Annotated in this window: 19 protein-coding genes; 6 read left to right on the top strand and 13 right to left on the bottom strand. The window is 43.0% G+C overall.

Going from position 1 to position 22,912, the window contains the following annotated elements; translation table 11 throughout:
* Window positions 1-86 precede the first annotated feature (86 nt).
* A complete protein-coding gene (locus tag F6J90_RS10525) occupies window positions 87-863 on the top strand; it encodes a DUF4058 family protein (RefSeq protein ID WP_293092762.1) in 777 nt (258 codons plus the stop codon).
* Window positions 864-967: 104 nt separating this feature from the next.
* Here F6J90_RS10525 and F6J90_RS10520 read toward each other — a convergent pair whose 3' ends face one another.
* Window positions 968-2,743: a DUF262 domain-containing protein gene (locus tag F6J90_RS10520; protein WP_070392500.1), complete on the bottom strand. Its 1,776-nt coding sequence runs from the start codon at window positions 2,741-2,743 to the stop codon at window positions 968-970.
* Window positions 2,744-3,132: 389 nt separating this feature from the next.
* On the opposite strand from F6J90_RS10520, the gene F6J90_RS10515 reads away from it, so the two are divergent.
* Window positions 3,133-3,735 (top strand): Uma2 family endonuclease, encoded by a 603-nt coding sequence (locus F6J90_RS10515; RefSeq protein ID WP_293092760.1) that lies wholly within the window; start codon window positions 3,133-3,135, stop codon window positions 3,733-3,735.
* A gap of 236 nt (window positions 3,736-3,971) precedes the next feature.
* Here the strand turns inward: F6J90_RS10515 and F6J90_RS10510 are convergent, their stop codons facing one another.
* The 3 genes from F6J90_RS10510 to F6J90_RS10500 all read right to left on the bottom strand — a co-directional run bounded on the left by F6J90_RS10510 (window position 3,972) and on the right by F6J90_RS10500 (window position 6,914).
* Window positions 3,972-4,373, bottom strand: a complete 402-nt coding sequence (locus F6J90_RS10510; RefSeq protein WP_293092758.1) for a hypothetical protein — start codon at window positions 4,371-4,373, stop codon at window positions 3,972-3,974.
* A gap of 853 nt (window positions 4,374-5,226) precedes the next feature.
* Window positions 5,227-5,937 carry a ribose-5-phosphate isomerase RpiA gene (gene rpiA, locus F6J90_RS10505; protein ID WP_293092756.1) on the bottom strand — a complete coding sequence of 237 codons (711 nt, stop codon included), beginning with the start codon at window positions 5,935-5,937 and terminating at the stop codon, window positions 5,227-5,229.
* Window positions 5,938-6,434: 497 nt separating this feature from the next.
* Window positions 6,435-6,914, bottom strand: a complete 480-nt coding sequence (locus F6J90_RS10500; protein WP_293092754.1) for an RNA-binding protein — start codon at window positions 6,912-6,914, stop codon at window positions 6,435-6,437.
* A 383-nt stretch (window positions 6,915-7,297) separates the two neighbouring features.
* On the opposite strand from F6J90_RS10500, the gene F6J90_RS10495 reads away from it, so the two are divergent.
* The 3 genes from F6J90_RS10495 (at window position 7,298) to F6J90_RS10485 (ending at window position 10,714) form a co-directional block, all read left to right on the top strand.
* Window positions 7,298-8,659 carry a DUF2157 domain-containing protein gene (locus F6J90_RS10495; protein WP_293092752.1) on the top strand — a complete coding sequence of 454 codons (1,362 nt, stop codon included), beginning with the start codon at window positions 7,298-7,300 and terminating at the stop codon, window positions 8,657-8,659.
* Between the two features lie 154 nt (window positions 8,660-8,813).
* The gene (locus F6J90_RS10490) at window positions 8,814-10,025 is read left to right on the top strand and encodes a transposase (protein ID WP_293092750.1); all 1,212 of its coding nucleotides are present in this window, start codon (window positions 8,814-8,816) and stop codon (window positions 10,023-10,025) included.
* Window positions 10,026-10,045: 20 nt separating this feature from the next.
* A complete protein-coding gene (locus tag F6J90_RS10485; protein ID WP_293092748.1) occupies window positions 10,046-10,714 on the top strand; it encodes a GDYXXLXY domain-containing protein in 669 nt (222 codons plus the stop codon).
* A gap of 360 nt (window positions 10,715-11,074) precedes the next feature.
* Here F6J90_RS10485 and sppA read toward each other — a convergent pair whose 3' ends face one another.
* From sppA to F6J90_RS10455, 6 genes are all read right to left on the bottom strand, one after another.
* Window positions 11,075-12,892: a signal peptide peptidase SppA gene (sppA, locus tag F6J90_RS10480; protein ID WP_293094812.1), complete on the bottom strand. Its 1,818-nt coding sequence runs from the start codon at window positions 12,890-12,892 to the stop codon at window positions 11,075-11,077.
* A 239-nt stretch (window positions 12,893-13,131) separates the two neighbouring features.
* The gene (locus tag F6J90_RS10475; RefSeq protein ID WP_293092746.1) at window positions 13,132-14,409 is read right to left on the bottom strand and encodes a transposase; all 1,278 of its coding nucleotides are present in this window, start codon (window positions 14,407-14,409) and stop codon (window positions 13,132-13,134) included.
* A 250-nt stretch (window positions 14,410-14,659) separates the two neighbouring features.
* Window positions 14,660-15,688 (bottom strand): type 2 isopentenyl-diphosphate Delta-isomerase, encoded by a 1,029-nt coding sequence (gene fni / locus F6J90_RS10470; protein WP_293092744.1) that lies wholly within the window; start codon window positions 15,686-15,688, stop codon window positions 14,660-14,662.
* A gap of 35 nt (window positions 15,689-15,723) precedes the next feature.
* Window positions 15,724-16,269: a bifunctional pyr operon transcriptional regulator/uracil phosphoribosyltransferase PyrR gene (gene pyrR, locus F6J90_RS10465; RefSeq protein ID WP_293092742.1), complete on the bottom strand. Its 546-nt coding sequence runs from the start codon at window positions 16,267-16,269 to the stop codon at window positions 15,724-15,726.
* Window positions 16,270-16,499: 230 nt separating this feature from the next.
* Entirely contained in the window at window positions 16,500-17,810 is a 1,311-nt protein-coding gene (locus F6J90_RS10460; RefSeq protein ID WP_293092740.1) for a peptidoglycan-binding protein, read from the bottom strand.
* A 652-nt stretch (window positions 17,811-18,462) separates the two neighbouring features.
* Complete coding sequence (locus F6J90_RS10455; RefSeq protein WP_293092738.1) at window positions 18,463-18,681, bottom strand: hypothetical protein; 219 nt, start codon at window positions 18,679-18,681, stop codon at window positions 18,463-18,465.
* 707 nt (window positions 18,682-19,388) lie between these two features.
* Here F6J90_RS10455 and F6J90_RS10450 point away from each other — a divergent pair.
* Window positions 19,389-20,132 carry a DUF2927 domain-containing protein gene (locus F6J90_RS10450; RefSeq protein WP_293092736.1) on the top strand — a complete coding sequence of 248 codons (744 nt, stop codon included), beginning with the start codon at window positions 19,389-19,391 and terminating at the stop codon, window positions 20,130-20,132.
* A gap of 77 nt (window positions 20,133-20,209) precedes the next feature.
* On the opposite strand, the gene F6J90_RS10445 is transcribed toward F6J90_RS10450, so the two are convergent.
* The 3 genes from F6J90_RS10445 to F6J90_RS10435 form a co-directional block, all read right to left on the bottom strand.
* The gene (locus tag F6J90_RS10445) at window positions 20,210-21,052 is read right to left on the bottom strand and encodes a hypothetical protein (RefSeq protein WP_293092734.1); all 843 of its coding nucleotides are present in this window, start codon (window positions 21,050-21,052) and stop codon (window positions 20,210-20,212) included.
* 462 nt (window positions 21,053-21,514) lie between these two features.
* Window positions 21,515-22,513, bottom strand: coding sequence for an adenosylcobinamide-phosphate synthase CbiB (gene cbiB, locus F6J90_RS10440; RefSeq protein WP_293092732.1), 999 nt, complete (start codon window positions 22,511-22,513; stop codon window positions 21,515-21,517).
* Window positions 22,513-22,902 carry a GFA family protein gene (locus tag F6J90_RS10435; protein WP_293092730.1) on the bottom strand — a complete coding sequence of 130 codons (390 nt, stop codon included), beginning with the start codon at window positions 22,900-22,902 and terminating at the stop codon, window positions 22,513-22,515. The genes cbiB and F6J90_RS10435 overlap by 1 nt, the downstream gene beginning before the upstream one ends.
* Window positions 22,903-22,912: the final 10 nt, after the last annotated feature.

The raw sequence follows: 22,912 nt of genomic DNA, 5'->3' as shown, positions 1-22,912 counted from the left end.
AGCGCAAGCCTTATCCTACAAGGTTTAGTGCGAGTTTACGAATCAGCTCTAAGGAAGTATGTTTACAACTCAAATCAAAATGCTATATGACTAACCCATTTCCAGGGATGAATCCCTACCTTGAACAACCGGAATATTGGTCGGATTTCCACAACCAATTGGTGGCGGCTTTGGCTAGAGCATTAATTCCCAAACTGCTACCTAAATATCGGGTAGTCACGGATAAATGGGTTTATAAGATTGCTGGCTCAACCAAGATTGCCATTGGTAGACCCGATGTTACGGTTCAACAAAGCCGAGATGCTTCAGCTGCAATGGCTACAGCAGTTGCGGTATCTGAAGCGTCAGTTCAACCGATTAAGGTAGCTGTTCCTTTACGAGAAGAAATTAGACAATCCTACATCGAGGTTAAAGATGTAGCCACTAAGGAAGTCGTGACAGCGATTGAAGTTATCTCCCCTGCCAATAAACGAGGAGAAGGGCGTCAGAAATACGAAGCCAAACGGCAGCAGATATTCGAGAGTATGACTCATTTGGTAGAAATTGACCTGTTGCGAGATGGAGAACCCCTGCCTGTTTCTAACAGCAGTAATCCGAGTCATTATCGGATATTAGTCAGTCGTTCTAATACCCGTCCCACGGCTGACTTGTACCTTTTTAATTTATGCGATCGCATTCCTTCTTTTCGGCTTCCCCTTCTTCCTGGGGATACCGAACCAATGGTACAATTACAGACATTGGTGGATCAGCTGTATGAGGAGTTAGGCTACGAGTCTTTTATTGACTATAGCACTAGTCCGCCACTCCCTTGGTCGGAGGATGATGTGGCATCTTGGGCAAGAGATCGTCGAGAAAATTTGTGACTTAGGACACAAATAAATTCTCGACTGTATCAAGCCATAGCTGATTAGCCTCAAAATATAGTAAGCTTTTTAGAGCCCATGTCGCCCCTAAATCTATCTAAGTCTTAAAAGCGGTTCCCCAACATAACAATCTGTTTGGCATTGCTTGCTAGTTCAGTGGCATCACCATTACGCCAGTATAGTTCTTCTCCAACATATGACAGTTCCTTCTGGGGCAAAATCTTAATAAGGATAAGACGTAAGCCATCCCATGAAGGGAAACCCAGATGTGATAGCACTGAGTCCCTAAGTGATGGAGATAAATCAGAATTTTTGATTGCATTTGTCCATATTGAAAAGTAGTCTTCTTCTGATATACGTAGGAATTTAGCTTCTCGATTTACACCAGGGACAAACCACTTTCCAATCTGTCTACACTCTATATTATCCAGCTCTTTAATTCGATCCGCATCGGTCTTTTTATCAGTCACTCCAATAATTATTTTTCCAGTTTTGTCTAGACCATTGTTCGCGATTGCACAGATTGTTTTGATCACATTTTCAATAAGCTTTTCATCAATATATCGATGATTTTCAAGTGAAAGAAGTCCCGGTTTTAGTTCATGGTTAGGTAGCTCGCTTTCTGCTCTATTCAAGATAGATTCAATATCAATTATTGAAGGAGTATTATAAATCTTTTTTTTATTTTCTTTTTCAGTAAAAAAATCTCTAATTAATACTTTAACTTGGTCTACATTATTACGGCGATCCTCAGCTTTAGCCTTGCGGTTTATGCCTATTTTTTTAGCCAGGTTATAAATTGCTTTTCTGATACCTGAATAATCAGTTATATCTTTGCTTTCTTTAACAATTAATTCATGAAATGCAATCATAATAATAGCAAAAAAAGATGGAAAAGCATTACTTGCTTTCTTTCCAAAAACAATATCTCTTAGCTTTTCAGATTTTCCTTTATTGCAAATCGTAATAATTTCATTAACACAGTATTGAAATTCCTTGGTAAATCGTTTAATGTCATATACTTTAAGAGCATCCAAAATTCTTTCTGATTCATTGCTTCCTTGTTCATAAATTTTATCAAGAGCTTCCTTTGAGCGGTCAATCATTTTTCCACCTACAATGCAGGCAGCTATATCCGCGATACATTGTTCATCCATGCTATCTCGCAAATCAGTTGACCTCAGAATACCTTGTTTGACCCAAAATACATCATCAGCCTGAACAGTATAATTCTGTTTTGTCTTTGGTAAATCAATACTGATAGATGGCATCTGTTGCAGAGTCAAAATATTAGTGTCAGTTTGATCTCCTCGAAGGATGGACGCAATTTCTCTGACCATATTAGAAAAATCATTTTGTACACCAGCCTGACGCCTTTCTTGATCACTTAAACGATGCCCATATGTATTAATTCTGTCAAAAACATCATTGACTTCAGTTTCTGTGGCATTACGCATTAGTGAAAATGCGAGATTATAGTCTAATATCGCGGTAACTTCTTTCTGAGAAAGATATGACTTTGCTTTGGGGTTCGGTACGAATGCTCCTTCATCTGCTCGACTCTTCGCTGTTGGAAAATACTGAAGATCGAAATACTTTTTATATTCAGTACAAAAAGCAGTTTCAATGAAGGAAATAATACTGTGCAGTCTTTGCAAGCCATCTATAATCTCATAAGTTTCAGGAGGATTATCTAACTCTGCAATTAAAATTGCTGGAATGGGATATTTTTTAATAATTGACTCGATGAGTTTTTGCTTTTCTTTCAAAGTCCAAACCAACTTTCTCTGATACCGACGGTTTACATAAAGCTTGTTTTCGCTGTACCATGATGTGTAGACATATTGGATTGATTTAGCTTGGGGCTCCAATTCAGCCATTTTATTTATAGTTCTCCATAACAGTTGATATCCTATATTATCTAGAGTGCCCTCTTAGGCAGGGTAAATACCATCAAATGGGGATCTACCCAAACTAGTAGCGTGTATCTCCTAAAAGCTATTTGACTCGGTGGTGCGTTACGGGACGGACTGTTGCAACTGGCGAAGAGGCTGAAAATTAGGGATAGCCCGTCCCTAACGCACCACTACTGGACCGACACATCATTAATGGTGCAATAAGCGTAGGTTGGGTTGAAGAATGAAACCCAACACCAGTAACGCTTTGTTGGGTTTCCCTACCGCTCAACCCAACAAACATTTTTAGGTGTGCCACGCCACTACTCAACTTCCGCTCCCTAGTTATATCTCAATTCCAAGAATTAACAGTTATGTCAAGTCAAGTAAATCCCCTACTCAAGCTAATAGTCCCACCATCGTTAGACCTCAAAGTCAGTTACCAACAATTTGAACAATTAGCCACTGCTAACCGAGACCTGAGATTAGAAAGAACTGCTGAGGGTAAATTGATTGTGAATCCACCAACAGGATGGGAAACCGGTAAAAGAAATCTTAGTATTACCAGGCAATTGGGCAATTGGTATGAGGAAAACCCAGAAAAAGGTGAAGCATTTGACTCATCTACCGGATTTGAACTTCCCAATGGCTCCAATCGTTCCCCTGATAGCTCTTGGGTATCACGTGACCGCTGGGATGCACTCACCGAGGAACAAAAACAAACGTTCCCTAAAATCTGTCCTGATTTCGTAATTGAGTTGCGATCAAAGTCTGACAGTCTGAAGGAGCTACGGGCAAAAATGCAAGAGTACATCGACAATGGCTTGCGCTTGGGGTGGCTAATTGACCCTCAGAATCAACGAGTTGAAATCTATCGCTCAGGACAAAAAACTGAAATTATAGATAATCCCAAGGAGTTATCTGGAGAAGCAGTGCTTCCCGCTTTCAAACTTAAATTACAAGGAATTATAACCTGATTTGTTGGTAGAATCTCCTGGAGGGGCGACAAGCCTCATCTATAGTATCATCTGAATAGATCAAAAACAAGAAAGCGATTGGCCTTTGGCCACGCTACGCGAACGCGGCAGTTTGATTACGTGCGATTCTCCTAGGAGAATCGCAAACCAAAATCGTTTTAAAATGTAGAATTCTAAATTCTAAATTCTACATTCTAAATTCTACATTCTAAATTCTACATTCTACATTCTACATTCTACATTCTCTCCTCCTTCAAGCATAATCGCTCCAATAACTCCTTCGGAATAGTCTCAAAATCCTCCAACAAAAAATCCATAATCGCCAGATGGCGCAAGTGACCAGGAGTCGGAGGGTAACAGCGACGACTGGTGGAAAACCAGCCGTTAACCGTTTGAACGGAACAAGAGCAGATCAAAGCCATATCTTCGCGAGTCAAGTCCCACTTTTGGTAAAACCGTTGGGGTGTCATACCCAATTGGCAGTAACTGTACAGTAGGATTAGGATTTGCTCTCGCTCCGTGATGGGATAGGGATAGAGATTTTCTTCCCTTGGCTCCCTCTGTTGTCCAAGCTGCTCAAGACGCTCCATCGCTTCGTGATAATCGATGGGATGATGAACGAATCGTTTTTTTGGCATTATTATAGAATTACCTAAACTGTAGTTTGGGAAAGAGCCGCGCTTGTCGTTGACACCCGCAAAGCGCGGCTCTTTTTGGCATGTTTATATTATAAACATTGGTTGGGATTGTTGTCAAGTGGAAAATCAAAAAAATCAGAATAATTTATAAAAAATTTAATAAATATTGACAATTAAAGAGTTAGAATAGTAACAAGTTTAGCTAATAGCTAAAATCGGTAATAAAGCAAAAGTAAAGGTAAGTTATAAACTATACCAAAGGGAACAGGGAACAGGGAACAGGGAACAGGGAGTAGTGAGTAGGGAGTAGGGAACAGGGAACAAAATTCTCACAATTCATTTAGGATTGCTATATTAGTTATCAGCTATCAGCTTATACGCTAGATCACAGCGTCGTTCGCACAGCGTGGCCAAAGGCCAAAGCCTGTGCCACGCTGTGCGAACAAGGGTTTTTTTGAAGCTGACCGCTGACCGCTGACCGCTGACCGCTGACCGCTGACCGCTGACGAATTCTTGATAAATTCTTGATTTTCCGGGATTAGCCTTTGTAGCAGGTTAACTTAGTAAAGAAGCAGTTAGGAGAGTTTACGATTATGGAATCCCATGATTTTTTGATGTTAGTTCTGTTACTAAGTCCTGGTATGTTGCTTTCAGCAGTGATCATGCTCACCTTTGCCGCTGGTGGCTAAGCTCGACAAAGTCTAATCAACTATTCTCTAGCTGGAAAATTAATCAAGCCGTGGGAGATACACTTAATTGCCTTGGCTTGGGGGAAATACCTGAGTATTTCTATCAAGAATATTTCTATCAAGCAAGAATCCCACGGCACCTTCAAGCTCTAGCGCTGGAGCTGTTAAATTTCCCGGATCACCGTCTGACCATCCTTAACTTCTCCAACTAGAACCAGATCGGTAACCCCAACAAATAAACCATTTTCCAGGACACCAGGAATATTATTGATAGTTTTCTCTAGCTCAGCTGGGTTATCAATGGCGTCAAATTTGACATCAACGACCATATTTCCCTGATCCGTAATCACTGGTCCAGCTTTTTTGACCCCCATGCGGAGTTCCGGTTTACCCCCTAGCTTTTCAATGGCATTCATAACTGGTGTGATTGCCATCGGGATAACTTCTACAGGTAATAGGAAGGTAGACCCCAAGTTGTCAACTATTTTAGTGCTATCCACCACTACAATAAATTGTTTGGCCAGGGAATCTACAATTTTCTCACGGGTGTGGGCAGCGCCACCCCCCTTAATCAAATTTTTCTGGGGATCAACTTCATCAGCACCATCAATCGCTACATCTATGTGATCCACCGCATCAAGGGTAGTCAAGGGAATGCCGTACTGTTTCGCCAACACTTCTGCCTGGAAAGAGGTGGGGATGCCTACAATATCCTTAATCTCTCCAGAGTTTAAGCGATCGCCTAAAAACTGAATTGCATAGGCAGTCGTTGAACCAGTGCCTAGCCCCACAATCATTCCCGACTGCACCCGCTTGGCAGCTGCTTTGCCAACTTCCTGTTTCATTAGCTTAATGGGGTCAATTTCTGCACTCATAACAACGTTCGTGGTTAGTGATTAGTGGTCAGTGGTTAAAACGTAAGTTTTAGTTCACAACTGACAATTGTAAATCGATCGGGTAACAGAGGATGCAAAATTACTTGAGGTTGCCAGACTTTCAATCCGCTTGGGTTAAGCTAATAGGTAGTTGGTAGTGGGCACACAACATTGACAGTCATCTATCAAGCTCAATAGCTTACTGTTTCGTTAGCTTTAATTTGTTTGGTATTGGTAAGCTATCCTGATCTGGCTTAAAAGACCATAAACCTATCGGGATTTGGCACTGATCATGAACCAAAAAAAAAAAAGACTCTCTGTCTGGCAGAATGAGTCAGATATCGATATTAAAGTAGTACTATCAGCAGACTGGTATAACCCAGGCGCTTGGTGATTAGATCTTTTATTAAAAAATTGCGTCGAAAGCCTGAAGCTTTACAGAGCAATAAGCCCACGCCTCCCTGACGGGTATGGCGTAGGGCTAATCTCACTCAAAATTAAGAGTTAGTAGTTTGAGCCGATAACATTTCTTTCAGCTTTGCCAATTCATTAGCCCAACGGGGATCGGGTTGAATTCCAGCGGGGTCAGATGTAGTCTGTTGATGCTTACGCTTATTAGACTTACTCTTGTTGTTACGGCGAGGGGGAGGATTGTTGCTGGTAGATGAGGTTGATGCTTGATTGGGTTTTTCTTTCTCCTTAGATGGTTCTTTCTCTTGATTCTTGGATCGTGGCAGAGCTTTTTCAATTTTCAAGGCAGTATCCTTGAACATATGACCATTGAACTTTTCAATGAATTGATCAGCCTCCTCATCCGTTGCCACCGTGACGAAGCCGAAGCCCCGACATTTACCAGTTTTACGATCTTTAATCACTTTTGTGGTAAAGTTGTCACCGGCTTCAGCAAAAATAGCTTGCAGCTCATCACGGTTTACTTCTTCTTTAGGTAAGTTACCTATGTACAGGCGAATGGACATTTAGAGATACCTCCGGGCTATAACAAAAAAAAGGAAAAAATTGTTGACACCAGTCACTAGGGTGGATAAGGACAAATTTGAGCGACGAACACTTCCCACGTCTAGACAATCTTCTGACGTACCTTACCAACCTCAACTGAACAGACGGATGCAGTAAAATCAAAACTCCTATATACCACATGTTCGGAGCTACTACGACCCACACGTTGACCTCTGGTTTACCATTAGCTCCGATTCTAGTTAACAGTTTTTTACTTACTCTGATCTAATTATTACAGAATGTTTACACCATATCATGGACATAATCAAACATTCAGTCGGTTAGTGATTATAACATTGTATATTCCCAGATGAAAGTCTTAAGCTCTAAAAAATAGGTTGTGATGCCTTCCGATAAATTTCGTCACCAGTTACGTCTTGAAGCACAACAATGGCAAACAGAAGGGTTGATTGATGCTGGCCTATACGCTCAATTAGCGGAACGCTATCAATTTAGTGACCTGGAAGTAGCGGCCCGTAATCGATTCGTCGTAATTTTGCTAGTTCTAGGCAGTCTTCTCTTAGGCTTGGGCATGATCACCTTTGTGGCAGCCAACTGGCAAGCCTGGTCTCGGTGGTTGAAAGTGACCTTGCTTCTGAGTGTCTTCTTCGGGATCAACATTGCTGGCTTCTATCTATGGCGAGACCCAACCCAAGGTAGGCATTGCCGTTTGGGACAGGGTTTATTACTTTTAGGAGCCCTGACTTTAGGAGCCAATATAGCACTGATGTCCCAAATGTTCCACCAAAGTGGACCACTTTATCAGTTATACCTGATTTGGGGATTAGGAGTCTTAGCCATGGCTTATAGCCTACGCTTGACCCTATTAGGGATGCTGGCAATGGTCTTGATTGGGTTAGGGTATGTGCGAGGAATGTCTCAGCCAGAATTTGTGGCAATCACAGAGTTGTCTTGGCTAAGGCTAATCATACAACATATGCCAGTGTTTGTGGGTTTAGTGTTTATTCCCCTGGCTTACTGGTGCCGTTCACGATGGATGTTTCGGTTAAGTGCGATCGCAGTAGTTGCTGCCCTGGAATGGCACTTGATCAACTTCGAGCTATGGCCTTATCCCGGTTGGATTGCTGCGATCGCATGCGCTCTACCACCAGCCTGGTTATGGTCATACGGGGATTTCCTGGGAACAATCCAGCCCAACCTCCAGGAATTTAATCGCACAGCCCGCACCCTTGGGATCACCTTCCTCAGCCTATCATCTTATTTTTTGTCTTTCCACGTGTTATGGGATAGTTCACCATCAGTAAAACCCGTAGTTGACGTCACCTCAATACTCCTCGACCCTGCGGTGATTGATAGTGTCATTTTAGGTAGCTTAACGATCTGGGCATGGAGCAGACTGTTACGTCGAATGGACTCAACAACTAAGGTTGTGGCTATTATGATTGTGATCAGTGCCCTAGTTACCTATTGGCATCTCCGTATTGGTATTCTACCGATCATAGCGGTATTCATCTTCAATCTGCTTTTATTCCTAATCGACATCGGTTTAATCCGCGCCGGACTAGCAGAGGGGAAACGAGGTTTATTCTGGGGTGGCATGGTGCTACTGACGCTGCAAATTTTGACCCGGATGCTGGAGTACGATACTGGTTTATTAGTCAAATCCATAGTCTTATTCCTCTGTGGGCTAGGTATTATTGGTGCTGGACTATGGTTTGAGCGCTATTTGAAGTCTGAATTATGAATTATGGTTTATAAAACGAAAACTCCGTCGCTTTAGCCCGGGGATGAAGGCTCGCAGTGGCAAAGCGCCACCTTCTAAGAAATATAGCAAAAACACTTGTAAGTTTGTGCTAAACGTGTTAGCATAACTGCATACCAGAAGAGGTCGAGTTCTGATGATCATACTTGAGTTTAAGGCATACGGAAAAAAGGCACAGTATAAATCCATAGACGAAGCGATACGAACCATGAAATTCGTACGGAATAGCTGTCTCCGTTTGTGGATCGACAACAAAGGCTTGAACAAATACGACTTAAATAAGTATTGCAAAACCTTAGCCAAGAATTTTCCCTTTGCCAATGAATTGAACTCAACCGCTCGGCAAGCTGCGGCTGAAAGAGCATGGTCATCAATCGCTCGTTTCTTTGATAATTGCAAAAAGAAAGTACCTGGGAAGAAAGGTTTCCCTAAATTCCAAAAGCATTGCAGGTCAGTCGAATATAAACAGTCAGGATGGAAACTGTCCCCTGATAAAAAATCGATTACTTTCACTGACAAAAAAGAAATTGGGAAGCTCAAGCTCAAAGGCACATGGGATTTGTGGCGCTTCGACAAGAAGCAAATCAAGCGAGTTCGCATAGTTAAGAGAGCTGATGGCTACTATGTTCAGTTCTGTATCTCTGTCGATGTAAAAGAACAATTAAAACCTGCTGACGCGACTGTCGGCCTAGATGTAGGTTTAAAAGAGTTTTATACCGACTCCAGAGGCAAGACTGAACCTAATCCCCGTTTTTACAGGGCTGGGGAAAAGAGATTAAAATTTTATCAACGCCGAGTTTCCCGAAAGAAGAAAGGCTCAGCCAACCGTAAAAAAGCCATTAATAGACTAGGCAGGCAGCATCTTAAAATAAGTAGGCAACGCGAAGAGCACGCCAAGAGACTGGCGCGCTGCGTAATCCAGTCTAACGACCTGGTCGCCTATGAAGATTTAAGAGTCAAAAACCTAGTAAAAAATCACTGCCTAGCTAAGTCTATTAATGATGCAGGTTGGTATCAGTTTAGGAAGTGGATGGAGCACTTTGGTACCAAGTTTGGAAAGGTAACAGTCGCAGTAAATCCTGCATATACCAGCCAAAACTGTTCTGAATGTGGCGAGGAAGTTAAAAAGTCCCTATCGACTAGGACCCATACTTGTAAGTGCGGTTGCCAGTTAGATAGAGACCACAACGCTGCGATTAACATCCTTAAAAGAGCCTTGGGTACGGTGGGGCACACCGGAACCCTGGTGTTAAACCAAAACGCTTTGGGAGATCCGTCCTCTACTCTTCCTGGTTCCGGCCTGTTTGAGCAAGATGGATCGTTGAACAAAGAATCCCCGCGTCTTTAGACCGGGGAGTGTCAAGATTTATGAGCATGAATTCTGAGTATTCCCGTCCTATACCAAGCTGGCGATTCTGGGTACCTCTTTTATTTCAAACCGCACTAATTATTACTGTTCCCACCCAGGCAATTTACACTACAATCACTGGAAAAACTGTCATCCTTCAGACAGCGCCAGTAGACCCTTATGAACTTTTGCGAGGCTATTCCCAAACTCTAAGATACGACATTTCTAATCAGGACAACTTACGCAATCTTCCTGGCTGGAAAAAATTGCCCAAAGAGCAACCTAATGGCAACAAGGTAACCTTTATCAAGCCTGGTACCCGTTTTTACGTAATTTTAGAAGCACCAGACTCATCCAACTCAACTGAACTACCAATAGCCTGGAAACCAGTAGGCTTAAGTGCCAAATTCCCTTCCCGACTACGAGCTAATCAGATTCCCCTCAAAGGTGTTGCTAACTATGGTTCGATTGAGTACGGATTGGAAACTTACTATATGCCAGAAGACCAACGGGAACAAATTAATGAAGAATTAAATAGTGCTAGGCAAGAGAACTCTAACCTACCGATATCACCACCACCAATTGTGATGGAAATTAAGGTGGATGCTCAAGGGAATGCTTTACCAATCGGAATCTGGGCACTGGTAAGTAAGGATTCTAAACAGCAGATTCGTAACTATCGGTTTTAAGAGGGAATCGGGAATTTAGAATTTAGAATTTAGAATTTAGAATTTAGAATCGGGAATCGGGAATCGGGAATCGGGAATCGGGAACGGGGCAAATAGTCTAATTCACATTTAACCCTACCCTACACCGAATCGCCAAAGGCGAACAACATTTTTGAATTAAGAATGTAGAATGTAGAATTACAAATTCTACATTCTACATTCTTAATTCTACATTCTACATTCTGCATTCTACATTCTGCATTCTACATTCTACATTCTGCATTCTACATTCTGCATTCTACATTCTGCATTCTACATTCTGCATTCTACATTCTGCATTATGACAGACAACCTTGGCCTTTTGGCTGCGCTATGGAACCCTTAATCAAACCGCCAGTTAAACGGTAAAATAGAATAAATCCCCTTCGGGTCATTGAAGGTTGTGAAAATTGCCAAATCCTCTTTTAGCTTCAGCAATTCTGTAGCTAGTGGCTCAGGTAATTGTCGGCTTGTGACCCTAACATCATTAGTCAGCGTTTCCAGAATCCTTTCCTCGAAACTAGGAATTTTTGGATACTCTTCTACTTTCCAATCATCCTTTAACTTAGCTTGCTTAGCTGCATACTCAATAGCATCATTAATACCCCCAATCTCATCAACTAAACCTATCTCCTTGGCCTCTATACCTGACCAAACCCGTCCTTGAGCAATGTCTTTCACCTTGCCCTTAGGCAATTTACGTGACTCTGCTACCTTGTCAATGAACTGGTCATAAATCTGATTAACCATGGTTTGGTAGATTGCCAACTCTTGGTTTGTTTTGGGACGGACAGTACTTTGAATATCGGCTAAAGAACCTGTTTGTACAATATCCCAGGTCAGACCATTGTTGTTAGCTAATTCTTGGATATTAAAAAGTACACTAAAGACACCAATAGAACCAGTGATAGTATTTGGCTCAGCAAAAATTCGGTCGCTATAGGTAGAAATCCAGTAGCCACCAGAAGCTGCTACATTGCCCATAGACACAATCACTGGCTTTTCCTCACGGATAAGCCGCACTTCCCGTTGAATAATCTCAGAGGCTGTAGCACTGCCACCAGGACTATTAACCCTGAGCACTACTGCTTTAATATCTTTATCCAGCCGTAGCTCGCGCAGCTGTTTAGCAAAGCGTTTACCCCCCACTTGCTCAAGGTTTCCCTGACCGTCAACAATGCTACCCTCGGCATAAACTACGGCAATTTTATGCTTAGACTTGCGATTTTTAGAGTAAGGACTTTTCGCACTAGCGTAAGTAGTCAGCTTAATTTTCCGGAACGATTTATCCTTTTCCTTTTCTCCAGTAAGCTCCTTGAGGGTAGCAATCACCTCATCGAAGTATCCCACTTGATCCACCAAACCTTGAGTTTTGGCCTCTGATGCGACCAACATCCCTTTAGTATTAGCGATCGCTTGCAAGGTCTTGGGAGTAATCTCACGACTTTTCCCCACTGTTGTCAAAAATTCATCCCAAATATCATCTAACAATTCTCGAGTCTGTTCCCGACTTTCAGGACTCAGCTGTTTGAGCAAGAACGGTTCAACTGCGGACTTGTACTTGCCAACTCGAACTACCTGAACACCAATACCATACTTCTGGAGAGCTCCGGTCAAAAAAAGTTGGGGAGAGTTCAAGCCATTGATTTCCACAACTCCCATCGGGTTAAGAATTATCGTATCCGCAACCGAGCTAAGATAGTATTCCCGTTCTCCCAAATCCACGTCATAGGCAATAATTTTTTTCCCAGCAGCTCGGAAACGCTCCAGAGCCTCCCTTACCTCCTTGAGATTTGCCAAGCCAGTGTTGCCAACAGTTTTAGATGCGGATCCATCCAGGTAGAGGGCAACAATCCGCTTATCCTTAGTTGCCTTATCCAGAGTATCGAGCACCTTGCGCAAAGGGATGATATTGGTTTGTTGACCCGATAACACCTCTTCAATCACTTCACTGGTGCTTGAGGTAGGATTGGTATCGCTGATATTGACCGATAAATCAAACACCAGCACTGATTTATCTTTAACCTGTGGCCCTGTATCTTTGGATGCTACTGCAATCAGTAGAAACAGGAATCCACTAGTAGCTAAACTAAAAAATAGAATTAAACCGGCAAGACTTCCTACTAGGCTGGCAAAGGTTTGTTGGAGAAATTGACGCATTTGGTAAAGGATTAAGGATGAAGGATTAAGGATAGCATTTATCAATCATGTGAGGTACTTTCCTTATGAGTTTTAGGGAGCAGGGATTAGGGAGCAGGGAGCAGGGAGCAGGGAGCAGGGAGCAGGGAGCAGGGAGCAGGGAGCAATAAAAAAAAATTATATGTACCTCATTAGACTAGTAAACGCTATATTAATGATCAAGTCTATATTAATGATGAAGTATGTGACATCCTCCTACACTAACGCTTTGCGTATAGTGTAGGCTTCCCATTCTCGCAAATAGGTATTCCTGCCCAAAGCCACTTATCTAGGATTTCTCCCCCGACAGATCGACTACTTGACAGGCTGTTTCCATTTCCCGAATTGTCCACGGGTACTAATTCTAATCCTCGCAGTCTCACCATCTGAGCAGCGGCATGATCTCTATGGGTGATGTAATTGCATTCAGGACAAAAATGTTCTCTAACGCTCAAATCTTTCTTCACTGTAGCCTGACACTCAGGGCAAGTCTGACTGGTTCCACGGGGGTCTACTCGCACTAAATAACACCCACGTTTGAAAGCTACCCATTTGAGGAGATCTAAGAATTGACCAAAAGATGCATCAATGCAGTCTTTTCTTAGCATTCCACGATTAAGCCCTATTGTATTTAGATCTTCAGCAAAAATTGTCTGAGCTTGATCACAGAGCAAATGCGCTGTTTTTAGATGGAAGTCTTTACGAGAATTCGCTATTTTTTGATGTAGTCTGGCCACCTTCAGTTGTGCCTTTTCCCAGTTATTAGAGCGCTTTTTCTTTCTAGCTGCTCTACGTTGCAGCAATTTCAGCTTGCCTTGTAGTGACTTGAAAAACTTAGGTCGCTCAACTGTGAAACCATCTGAAGTTGTCAGAAATTTCTCTAACCCAAGGTCGATCCCAATTGCCCTGCCTACAGCAGGGTTATTAGGAATATCGATATCCAATGCTATCGATATGACAACATACCATTGTGTCTGTCTAGCCTTGGCTAAGACTCTAACCTGTTTGACCTGGAATCCTAATGGTATTTCTCTATGAAGTCGGATAGGAACTAGGCCAATTTTAGGAAGCTTGATCTGTTCGTTTTTTACTGGATTTGACTTGAATTGCGGAAATAAAAATGACTTGTATTGACCTTTCTTTTTAAACCTTGGAAAACCAAACCCTCGCTTACTCATTGCTTCCCATGAATCATGCAACCTTCTAATAGTTGTCTGCAATACCTGGGAATGCACCCTTGACATAAGCGGATTGGTTTTCTTTGCTTTGGGCAGGTTGTTTTGCTGGCGATGGTAACTGGGGAATCGTGTATCAGCAGGAATTATGTACTCACTCTGTATTGAACACCTATCTACAGAACATTTACGACTTGCGATCCAGTCTTTTAACTCTCTCAATGAGTAGTTATAAACTCGCCTACAAGTCTCAAGCCATTCCTTCATGATCTGTTGTTGATCTTGGCTTGGGTAAATTCTGTATGTATAGTTTATCGTCAACATATTCTTATTCTACCACAGAAAAAGACAATGGTAAATACAAGTTATGAGGGCATCGAACCCTCATAACTTGTCTGGGGGAGTCCATGTATCCCGCCACTAAAGCTTTGCCTATAGTGGGGGACTTATAGCTCCCCCAGACCCCCTCACTAGTTAAGGATTAAGGGCGTTGAGCTATTAGCCATTCCCGATTCCCGATTCCCGATTCCCGATTCCCGATTCCCTACTCCCGATTCCATATTCCCTATTAGCACTATCCTAACTTTTTCAAAGCGTTGGATTGCTTGAGATCAGACAACGTAGCATTACCGGTGCAGAATAGAGCGGTAGTGATTTCTGCCATCAACAGTTGCACTAAGGCATCAACGGCATCTACTGACTCAGCTGCTGCTTGCAGGAATGGTAATGCTAGACCAGCAATATCGGCTCCTAATGCGATCGCTTTTGCCACATCCAAACCATTGCGCAATCCCCCAGATGCAATTAGGGGAATTTCGGGGGCAATGGCTCGAATACTGGTAATGCACTCAGCGGTTGGTAAACCCCAGTCACCAAAGGTCTGTCCTAACCGACGCTGATGAGCGGTTAATCCTCGCTCACTTTCTACCTTTGCCCAAGACGTGCCCCCCGCACCAGCAACATCAATAGCGGTAACACCAGCCTCCAGCAACCTCTGGGCCATAGCGGCTGAGATGCCATTACCCACTTCTTTAGCAATCACTGGTACCGTCAACTTACTGCATAAACCATTAATTTTGTCAAGTAAACCCTTGAAATTAGTATCCCCGTTAGCTTGAATGCACTCCTGCAAGGGATTGATGTGCAAAATCAGCGCATCTGCTGTTAACAGGTCAACCACCTTTTGGCATTCTTCTAGTCCATAACTGTAGTTCAGCTGAACCGCACCGATGTTGGCAAATAGGATAATATCTGGAGCTTGGGAGCGCACCGCAAAGGTATGACCAACCTCTGGTTTTTCCACAGCTACTCGCTGAGAACCAACCCCCATGGCTAGTTTGTAATGTTGGGCAACCTCAGCCAGACGAAAATTAATCGTTTTTGCCTGTTCAGTACCACCAGTCATAGAGGAAATCAACAATGGTGCTCCCAAGGATTTCCCCAGAAATGTGGTAGATATGTCAATCTCACTGCGGTTTAGTTCTGGTAAGCAACAGTGAGTGAAGCGGTACCTCTCAAGTCCATTGGTATTGGCACGAAATTGAACATCTTCATCCAGACAAATCCTGATGTGGTCAGCCTTTCGCTGTTGGGTTTGGGTCATAATAATTTGGAAAATAAGAGCAATCTGATCACGATTCAGGCGCTAATTACTTTAATTAATTCCACTCCATCCCGACCATCATTATCGTTTAGATAAACTTTTACCTGTTCTTCGGCGGATGTGGGGAGTAGTTTGCCCGTAAAATCTGGACTAATCGGCAGTTCCCGATGTCCTCGGTCTACTAGCACTAATAATTTAATCGTTTGGGGTCTACCATACTCAAGCACCGCGTTTAGAGCAGCACGAATGGTACGTCCTCTATAAATGACATCATCCACCAACACCACTATCTTACGATCAAGATCGAAGGGAATATCTGTTTTTGCCGGGGTGCGAATGCCAATTTGATCGAGATCATCCCGATAAAAGGTGATATCCAACGCTCCCACTGGCACACTAACCTGCTCGAGGGTTTCAATCTGACGTCCTAGCAACTGAGCTAAAGGAACACCTCTGGTATAGATACCCACCAGTGCTAGTTTGGACAAATCACTCACTTGTTCGATCACTTGAGATGCCAAACGATTAACTGTACGGCGCAGTTCTTCAGCTGATAGGATTTCAATGGTTTGAGTAGGCATCCTGGTCTATTAAAAATTTCAGCAGGATACCCCGCCCACACTCCTATAGTTAGGCGGGGACGGGGCTTTCAAGGTGTGGAGGCTTACTTGAGCACTCAGTTCAAATTATGGCTTTCCTGATTTTACCCTAGACCCGGTCACCCGTTCGCCCAATCACCCTACACTCGGTCGAGCTAACAAGGCTGCTTGTCACCCCGTCACGATTTGAGATTATACCAGACGTTCACCGATTACCGTGGAGCAAGAGATGAAAAGGTTTTAGAATCAGCAATTCCACTGGGTAATAAGCCTTTGTCCCTTTGATATCGCTTCAGGGCTGCCTCTGTGGCTGGTCCAAATACGCCATCTTTTAGTCCTTTATAGTAGCCTAGGTAAATCAAGCGATTCTGAAGGCTATTCACTCTTGTGCCACTACTACCTCGTTTTAATGGAGTAATGCTGGTAGCAGCAACAGCAATTCCAGAAGAATTGCCCCGTAGTGCTGATAAGGTACGAGAGTCAGCAATGCCATTTGCTGGCAGTTCCCGAGAAAGCTGATACTCTTTGACTGCAGTCTCAGTTAACTTACCATAGTATCCTGTTACTGGCCCTTTGTAGAATCCCAACTCTGTGAGGCGATTTTGCAGTTTTGTCACTGATTCGCCATTGCTGCCTGGTCGCAACTCAGTCACGTTGGTAAGATTATCCTGATCATTAGGATTTTTGGCTAAGTCTGACAAAGTACGAGAGTCAGCAATACCAGTCACTGGTAGTCCCCTCTTGCGCTGGAAGTTTCTGACCCCTCCTTCAGTCAAACGACCGTAGAATCCCGTTACTGGACCGTTGTAGACTTTCAACTCCCTCATGCGCTGTTGCAGTTTGGTCACAGCAGTTCCTCTGTTACCTCGCCGTAACTCAGTGGCGTTCTTGATCGAACCACCATTGATTACGAATAAGGTGTTTGATCCAGCAACGCCATCCGCCCGTAATCCCTTGGCTCGCTGAAATTTAATTACCGCTGCTTGGGTCATGCGCCCGTAATACCCAGTGATCGGACCATTAAAAAATCCCAAGGTTGTCAACTTCTTTTGCAGATCGCTGACTACCGTTCCTCTACTACCGCGTTTGAGCTGTGTGTTTGTTGGTAGACGAATATCACTACCAGCAGTTTTATATAAGGCTGCTAGGGTTTTTGGTCCAGCCACACCATCTATTGGTAGTCCCTTGTTTTGCTGAAATATAGCAACATAAGACTGGGTTAACATGTCATAGTTGCCAGTAATCCGACCTTTATAAAAGCCAGCCGCTGCCAACTCTTTCTGAAGAGAAGTCACCTGTGATCCACGGCTGCCTTTTTGAAGTACTTTAGCACTGGCATGAGCAGCGGTACTGAGGATGGTTAGGGCAATTGCGATCGCACTAATCTTGATCCAAGCTGAACTAGGAATAGTGGGAGTTTTTAGCCCATCCAACCATCGAATTAAACCATTATCATCTTGCCACGGAAAATTATCCCCGTCTTCATAGGACTCGGCAAGATTAACGCAGACTAAGCTTTCCATCGCTTTCCTACCAAATTTTTTTTATGATAGCCAGTTCTCTAGCAATATTTGTATTGTGTTCTTGACACTACCATCTTAATGGAGATCAGCAAGCCCACGTCATCCCCAGTTGCCTTCATAGGTCATAACTGCTCATCCGAGCATCCCTTCACCGGATCACCGGATCACCCCTTCACCCCTTCACCAGTTACCAGGTAATATCTTTGATCCCAACAATTAGCAATCTTTAAGGAGCAATCTTTGAGAAATCTTTCCGGATGTAGTCAATTTCAGGCTGGATTTAAGAGTTATAACGGATGTGGTAAAGGTAAATCTCCTAGATAATTACCCTAAAAAGGTAAATCTCCTGGATATTGCCCCCAGCTTACTGCTGGGGGTTTTTATTGTAATCCCGTCGCACAGTGATGCGATCGCCGATCATAACTGTGCCAAAACTCCCTCGCTTATCAAGCTAAGTCTTAGGTGCGCTCTTACCATTAAGAATTAAATTCGCCACGGGTCGCACCTAATGATTCATCTACTTCCTTTACGGATGACTATGCCTAATTTTTGTTTGCCAATCCTCAAGTCATATCTTCTGAGTCTCTTCGGTTTTTTGAGCCCAACCATGAAATCTTTCCGGAGCTAGTCAATTTCCTAGCGGATTTAAGAGTTATAACGGATGTGGTAAAAGTAAATCTCCTCGATAATTACCCTCAAAAGGTAAATCTCCTGGATATTTCCCCCAGCTGACTGCTGGGGGTTTTTTTTGTAATCGCGTCCCACAGTGATGCGATCGCGGATCATAACTGTGCCAAAACCCCCTCTGAGCAACCCGACTCTCTAGATTAATTCCAAAGGGGATGACCATGCCTAATTTTTGTTGGCCCATCCTCAAGTCCTATATTCTGAGTCTCTTCGGTTTTTTTAGCCCAACCATGACCAATCTTTCCGGATCTAGTCAATTTCAGGCTGGATTTAACTATAACGGATTTAGTAAATATAAATCTCCTGGATAATTGCCCTCAGCTGACTGCTGGGGGTTTTTATTGTGATCGGCTAATACAGTGATGCGATCGCCGATTATACACTGTGCCACAACACCCTCGCTTATCAACCCGACTCTTAGGTGCGCTCTTACCATTAAGAATTTAATTCGCCACGGGTCGCACCTAATGATTCATCTACTTGTCCATTGGGGATGACCATGGGTAATTTTTGTTTGCCAATCCTCAAGTCATATATTCTGAGTTTCTTCGGTTTTTTGAGTCCAACCATCACCAATCTTTCCGGATGTAGTCAATTTCCTGGCGGATTTAAGAGTTATAACGGATGTGATCAAAGTAAATCTCCTGGATAATTGCCCCTAGCTGACTGCTGGGGGTTTTTTTTAATCGCGTCGCACAGTGATCGAGCGCCGATCATATACTGTGCCAAAACCCCCTCGCTTATCAACCTAAGGATACAAGCCCCTGAATTCATTTATGGAAAAAGACTATTTGAATTGGAGCGAAGCGATGTTTCAATGCCTCGAATTAATTCCTGGGGTATTTTTGAATTTTGAATTGATAATTTTGAATTGGAGCGAAGCGAGTGACCATGGGTAATTTTTGTTTGCCAATCGTCAAGTCTGTTATTCTGAGTTTCTTAGGTTTTTTGATCCCATCTAGCTATCAACCACCCACTTATGGGAATAATTATGAGCTAAGTAGTACACAACCGACTCTGCAATCAATTGACAACAGAAACTATACTCAAGCTCAAATTAATTATTTTTTGGAAATTGCCTTAGGCTCGGAATACCGCTCCTCCAATCCTACTATCAAAAAATGGGACAGGAATGTGAGGATTAAGGTGTTCGGCTTGCCAACCCCTGAAGATTGGCAGACTTTGTCAACCGTTATTGATGAAATAAATAGGATTACCCAAGGTTCAATTCAAATAAATTTTGATGATAATAATCCAAATTTAAAGATTTATTTTGTTCCCGAATACGAGTTTCGTCGCTATGAGCCTAACTATCGACCGGTCAATTTTGGGTTTGTTCGGACTTGGTGGAATAACCAAGTTATTTATAAGTCAAGAATTATGATTTCTACAACTAGCATTACCCAAAAAGCACGGTCTCACCTAATCCGAGAAGAGCTCACCCAATCTATAGGACTGATGAGGGATTCCTATAAATACAGAAATAGTGTATTTTTCCAAGGGTGGACTGATACCACCGAATATGCGGAGATTGATCAAGCTGTAATAGAAATGCTATATAGACCAGAAATTCGTCCCGGAATGACTAAAGCAGAAGTTATCAATGTTCTGAATAGCCTTAGGTTTGCGAGGTAATCATAGCAGTAGGGTGCGTTATTAACGCACCTTACAGATAGAGTTACTGGGTAGGTCCTGTCCTATAAAGATTCAGATTAGAAGAATTTAGAGGTAGTGTAAGGACCATAGACCCAATTGCCACTGCTCAGCTGTAGCCAATTCCCATTTCTAGCAACCACAGGTTTGAGTACAGATCCACTGCTTACACAGGTAACAGCCTGACCAGTACCAGGACCAGGGAGTGCTTTCAAACAGCCACCATTTGGAGTCTTGACTTTGATTGCTGATTCCAAAATCGGACTACCTCCACCGCTCTCACTACTTTCATCAAATAATTTAGAGGTAGTATAGGGTCCATAGACCCAATTCCCACTAGTCAACTGTAGCCAACCCCCTTGTTCAGCAACCACAGGTTTGAGTGCAGATCCACTGCGGACACAAGCAACAACCTGACCAGTGCCAGGACCAGTGAGTGCTTTCAAACAGCCACCATTGGGAGTCTTGACTTTGATTCCTGATTCCAAAATCGGACTACCGCCACCGCCCTCACTACTTTTATCAACTAATGTAGAGGTAGTGTAAGGACCATAGACCCAATTGCCACTGCTCAGCTGCAGCCAATTGCCATTTGTAGCAACCACAGCTTTGAGTACAGCTCCATTGCTAACACAGACGACAGCTGCGGAAGTATCGCTCGGACCTTTGCGTGCAGTCAAGCAACCACCACTGGGAGTCTTAACTTTGATTCCTGTTTCCAAAGCCGCAAACACTGGAGCCGTTACACTCAAACTCCCCAACCAGACCGCACATCCTAGTAAACCGAGCCAAGCAGTGTTGGGAATTTTAAACCAGTTGAGGTTGAGTTCTCTGAGATCAGAATTAATACCTACTGCTTCTTCATAGGATTCATAGGAATGAGTGTAAGCAAGTACTTCCACGTTTATCTCCTTTTTTAAGTTTTATTAAGTTTTGATGCCATTATGATCAGAATTTTCCCTAAAGTTGAGGAAAAATAGATGGCTTTGCTGTCAGGTGGAAGACCCAAGGGTAATCGGTAATCGGTAATCGGTAATCGGTAATCGGTAACTGACCCAACTATACTTGATGTCATTCTTTTGTTCAGCAACGCCAAATAGATGGCTGGAAAAAGGTTATAAGACAATTTCCTACCATAGGGGAAAATTTAAGCAAAAAAAAATAATTGCCTGATTAAACGATAACGTTGTGTCAAGCGTTCGCTTTTAGCGGAAGCTTTGCTTCATCGCATAAGCGCGTTTATATCTGGGTTGTAAACAGACTTCTGGCTGTAAAAGGCATGCATGCAATAGGCTTGCATACAAGAGGAGAAAGAGCTCCGGAGTTTTATTGTCCAATAAAAAAAGACCATACAGGTTTACATATCATTTATAAAGGCTATATTGCACTAGACAAAAAACCAACCCTATCCCCAGCCAAATTAAAAAGCAATACCGTGTCAGCTCTAAGGCTTGGTCAATTTTGCCTGGTGTGATCTCGTAGGTAGGTTTCCCTAATAAGGGTTTTTGCTTGACAACACCACTGTAAAAATTAGTCCCCCCCAGCTGAACCTCCAAAATCGCAGCAAAAGCCGATTCACTCCAGCCAGAGTTAGGACTGGGATCAGCAATAGCATCACGGCGACACAGATGCCAGACCTGCTGAGGTTTTCCAGACATCAAGGCTAGGGTCAATACGGTTAATCGACAGGGTATCCAGGTTAGTAAATCTTCGACTTTAGCACTAAACCAACCTAAATTCGTGTAAGGCTCTCGCCGGTAACCGACCATCGAATCTAAAGTACTGGCAGCTTTATAAGCTAAGGCAAGAGGAACACTACCAACCCCAGGAATCAACGCTCCAACAATGGCATAGAACAGAGGGGCTGTGACCCCATCGGTAGTGTTTTCCGCCACTGTTTCTAGGACAGCTCGTAGGATTTCCGACTCACAAAGATTTTCTGTATCACGACCAACATATTGACTTAATCGAGAACGGGCTAGTTCTAATTCTCCAGCAGTTAAAGGCTGTAATACATCCATTGCTGCTGCTCGAAGAGAGCGACCAGCAAAACAACTGGCTAGCAAGATCGTTCCTATCCCTATACCCAAAAAGGGATTGAACCAGATTCCTAGGAAAACAATAAACCATCCAGCTACTCCACTCCCGATAATTAGTCCAATACCCAACCCAATTCCTGCTAGGCGTCGTTGCCAAGGCTGCTGCCATAAGTGAATTGCTAACTTAGTGAAGTGAGAGATTACCCAGCCCATAACCTGCACTGGATGGACCCAACCCCAAGGATCACCGATCAGATAATCCAGACTAGCCGCCAGCAGCAAAATGACACCATTAGTATGGTTATTACCCAGGATTTGAACCACTACTTTCTAATTTTATCGACATTCTCTTCCCAGTTAGCCCCATCGAAAGGGACAATGCTAAATTGAGATAGAACATCACCGTCAAGGCAACGTAGGTTGACAGAAATCCCATTGGGATGAGAACGGGGTCGATAGAAAGGATGAATGCCACAGATTTGGCAGAATGTGTGCTTCGCTGTGTGAGTGTTGAAGGTATAACTAGTCAACACTTGATCTCCCTTAAGTAAGCTAAATTGCTCAGGGGAGACAATCACGTGTAAGATGCCCTTTTTTTTACACATCGAACAATTGCAATCAATTGCCTCATGCTTGTTGACAATTACCTGGAAGCGGACAGCGCCACAATGACAGCCTCCCTCATAAGTAATCGGTTCGTTACTCTTTTTCATGTTCAGAAAA

Origin of the sequence: Moorena sp. SIOASIH, assembly GCF_010671925.1 — a bacterium.
Taxonomy (GTDB): Bacteria; Cyanobacteriota; Cyanobacteriia; order Cyanobacteriales; family Coleofasciculaceae; genus Moorena.
This window is presented reverse-complemented; position numbering and strand designations above follow the sequence as displayed.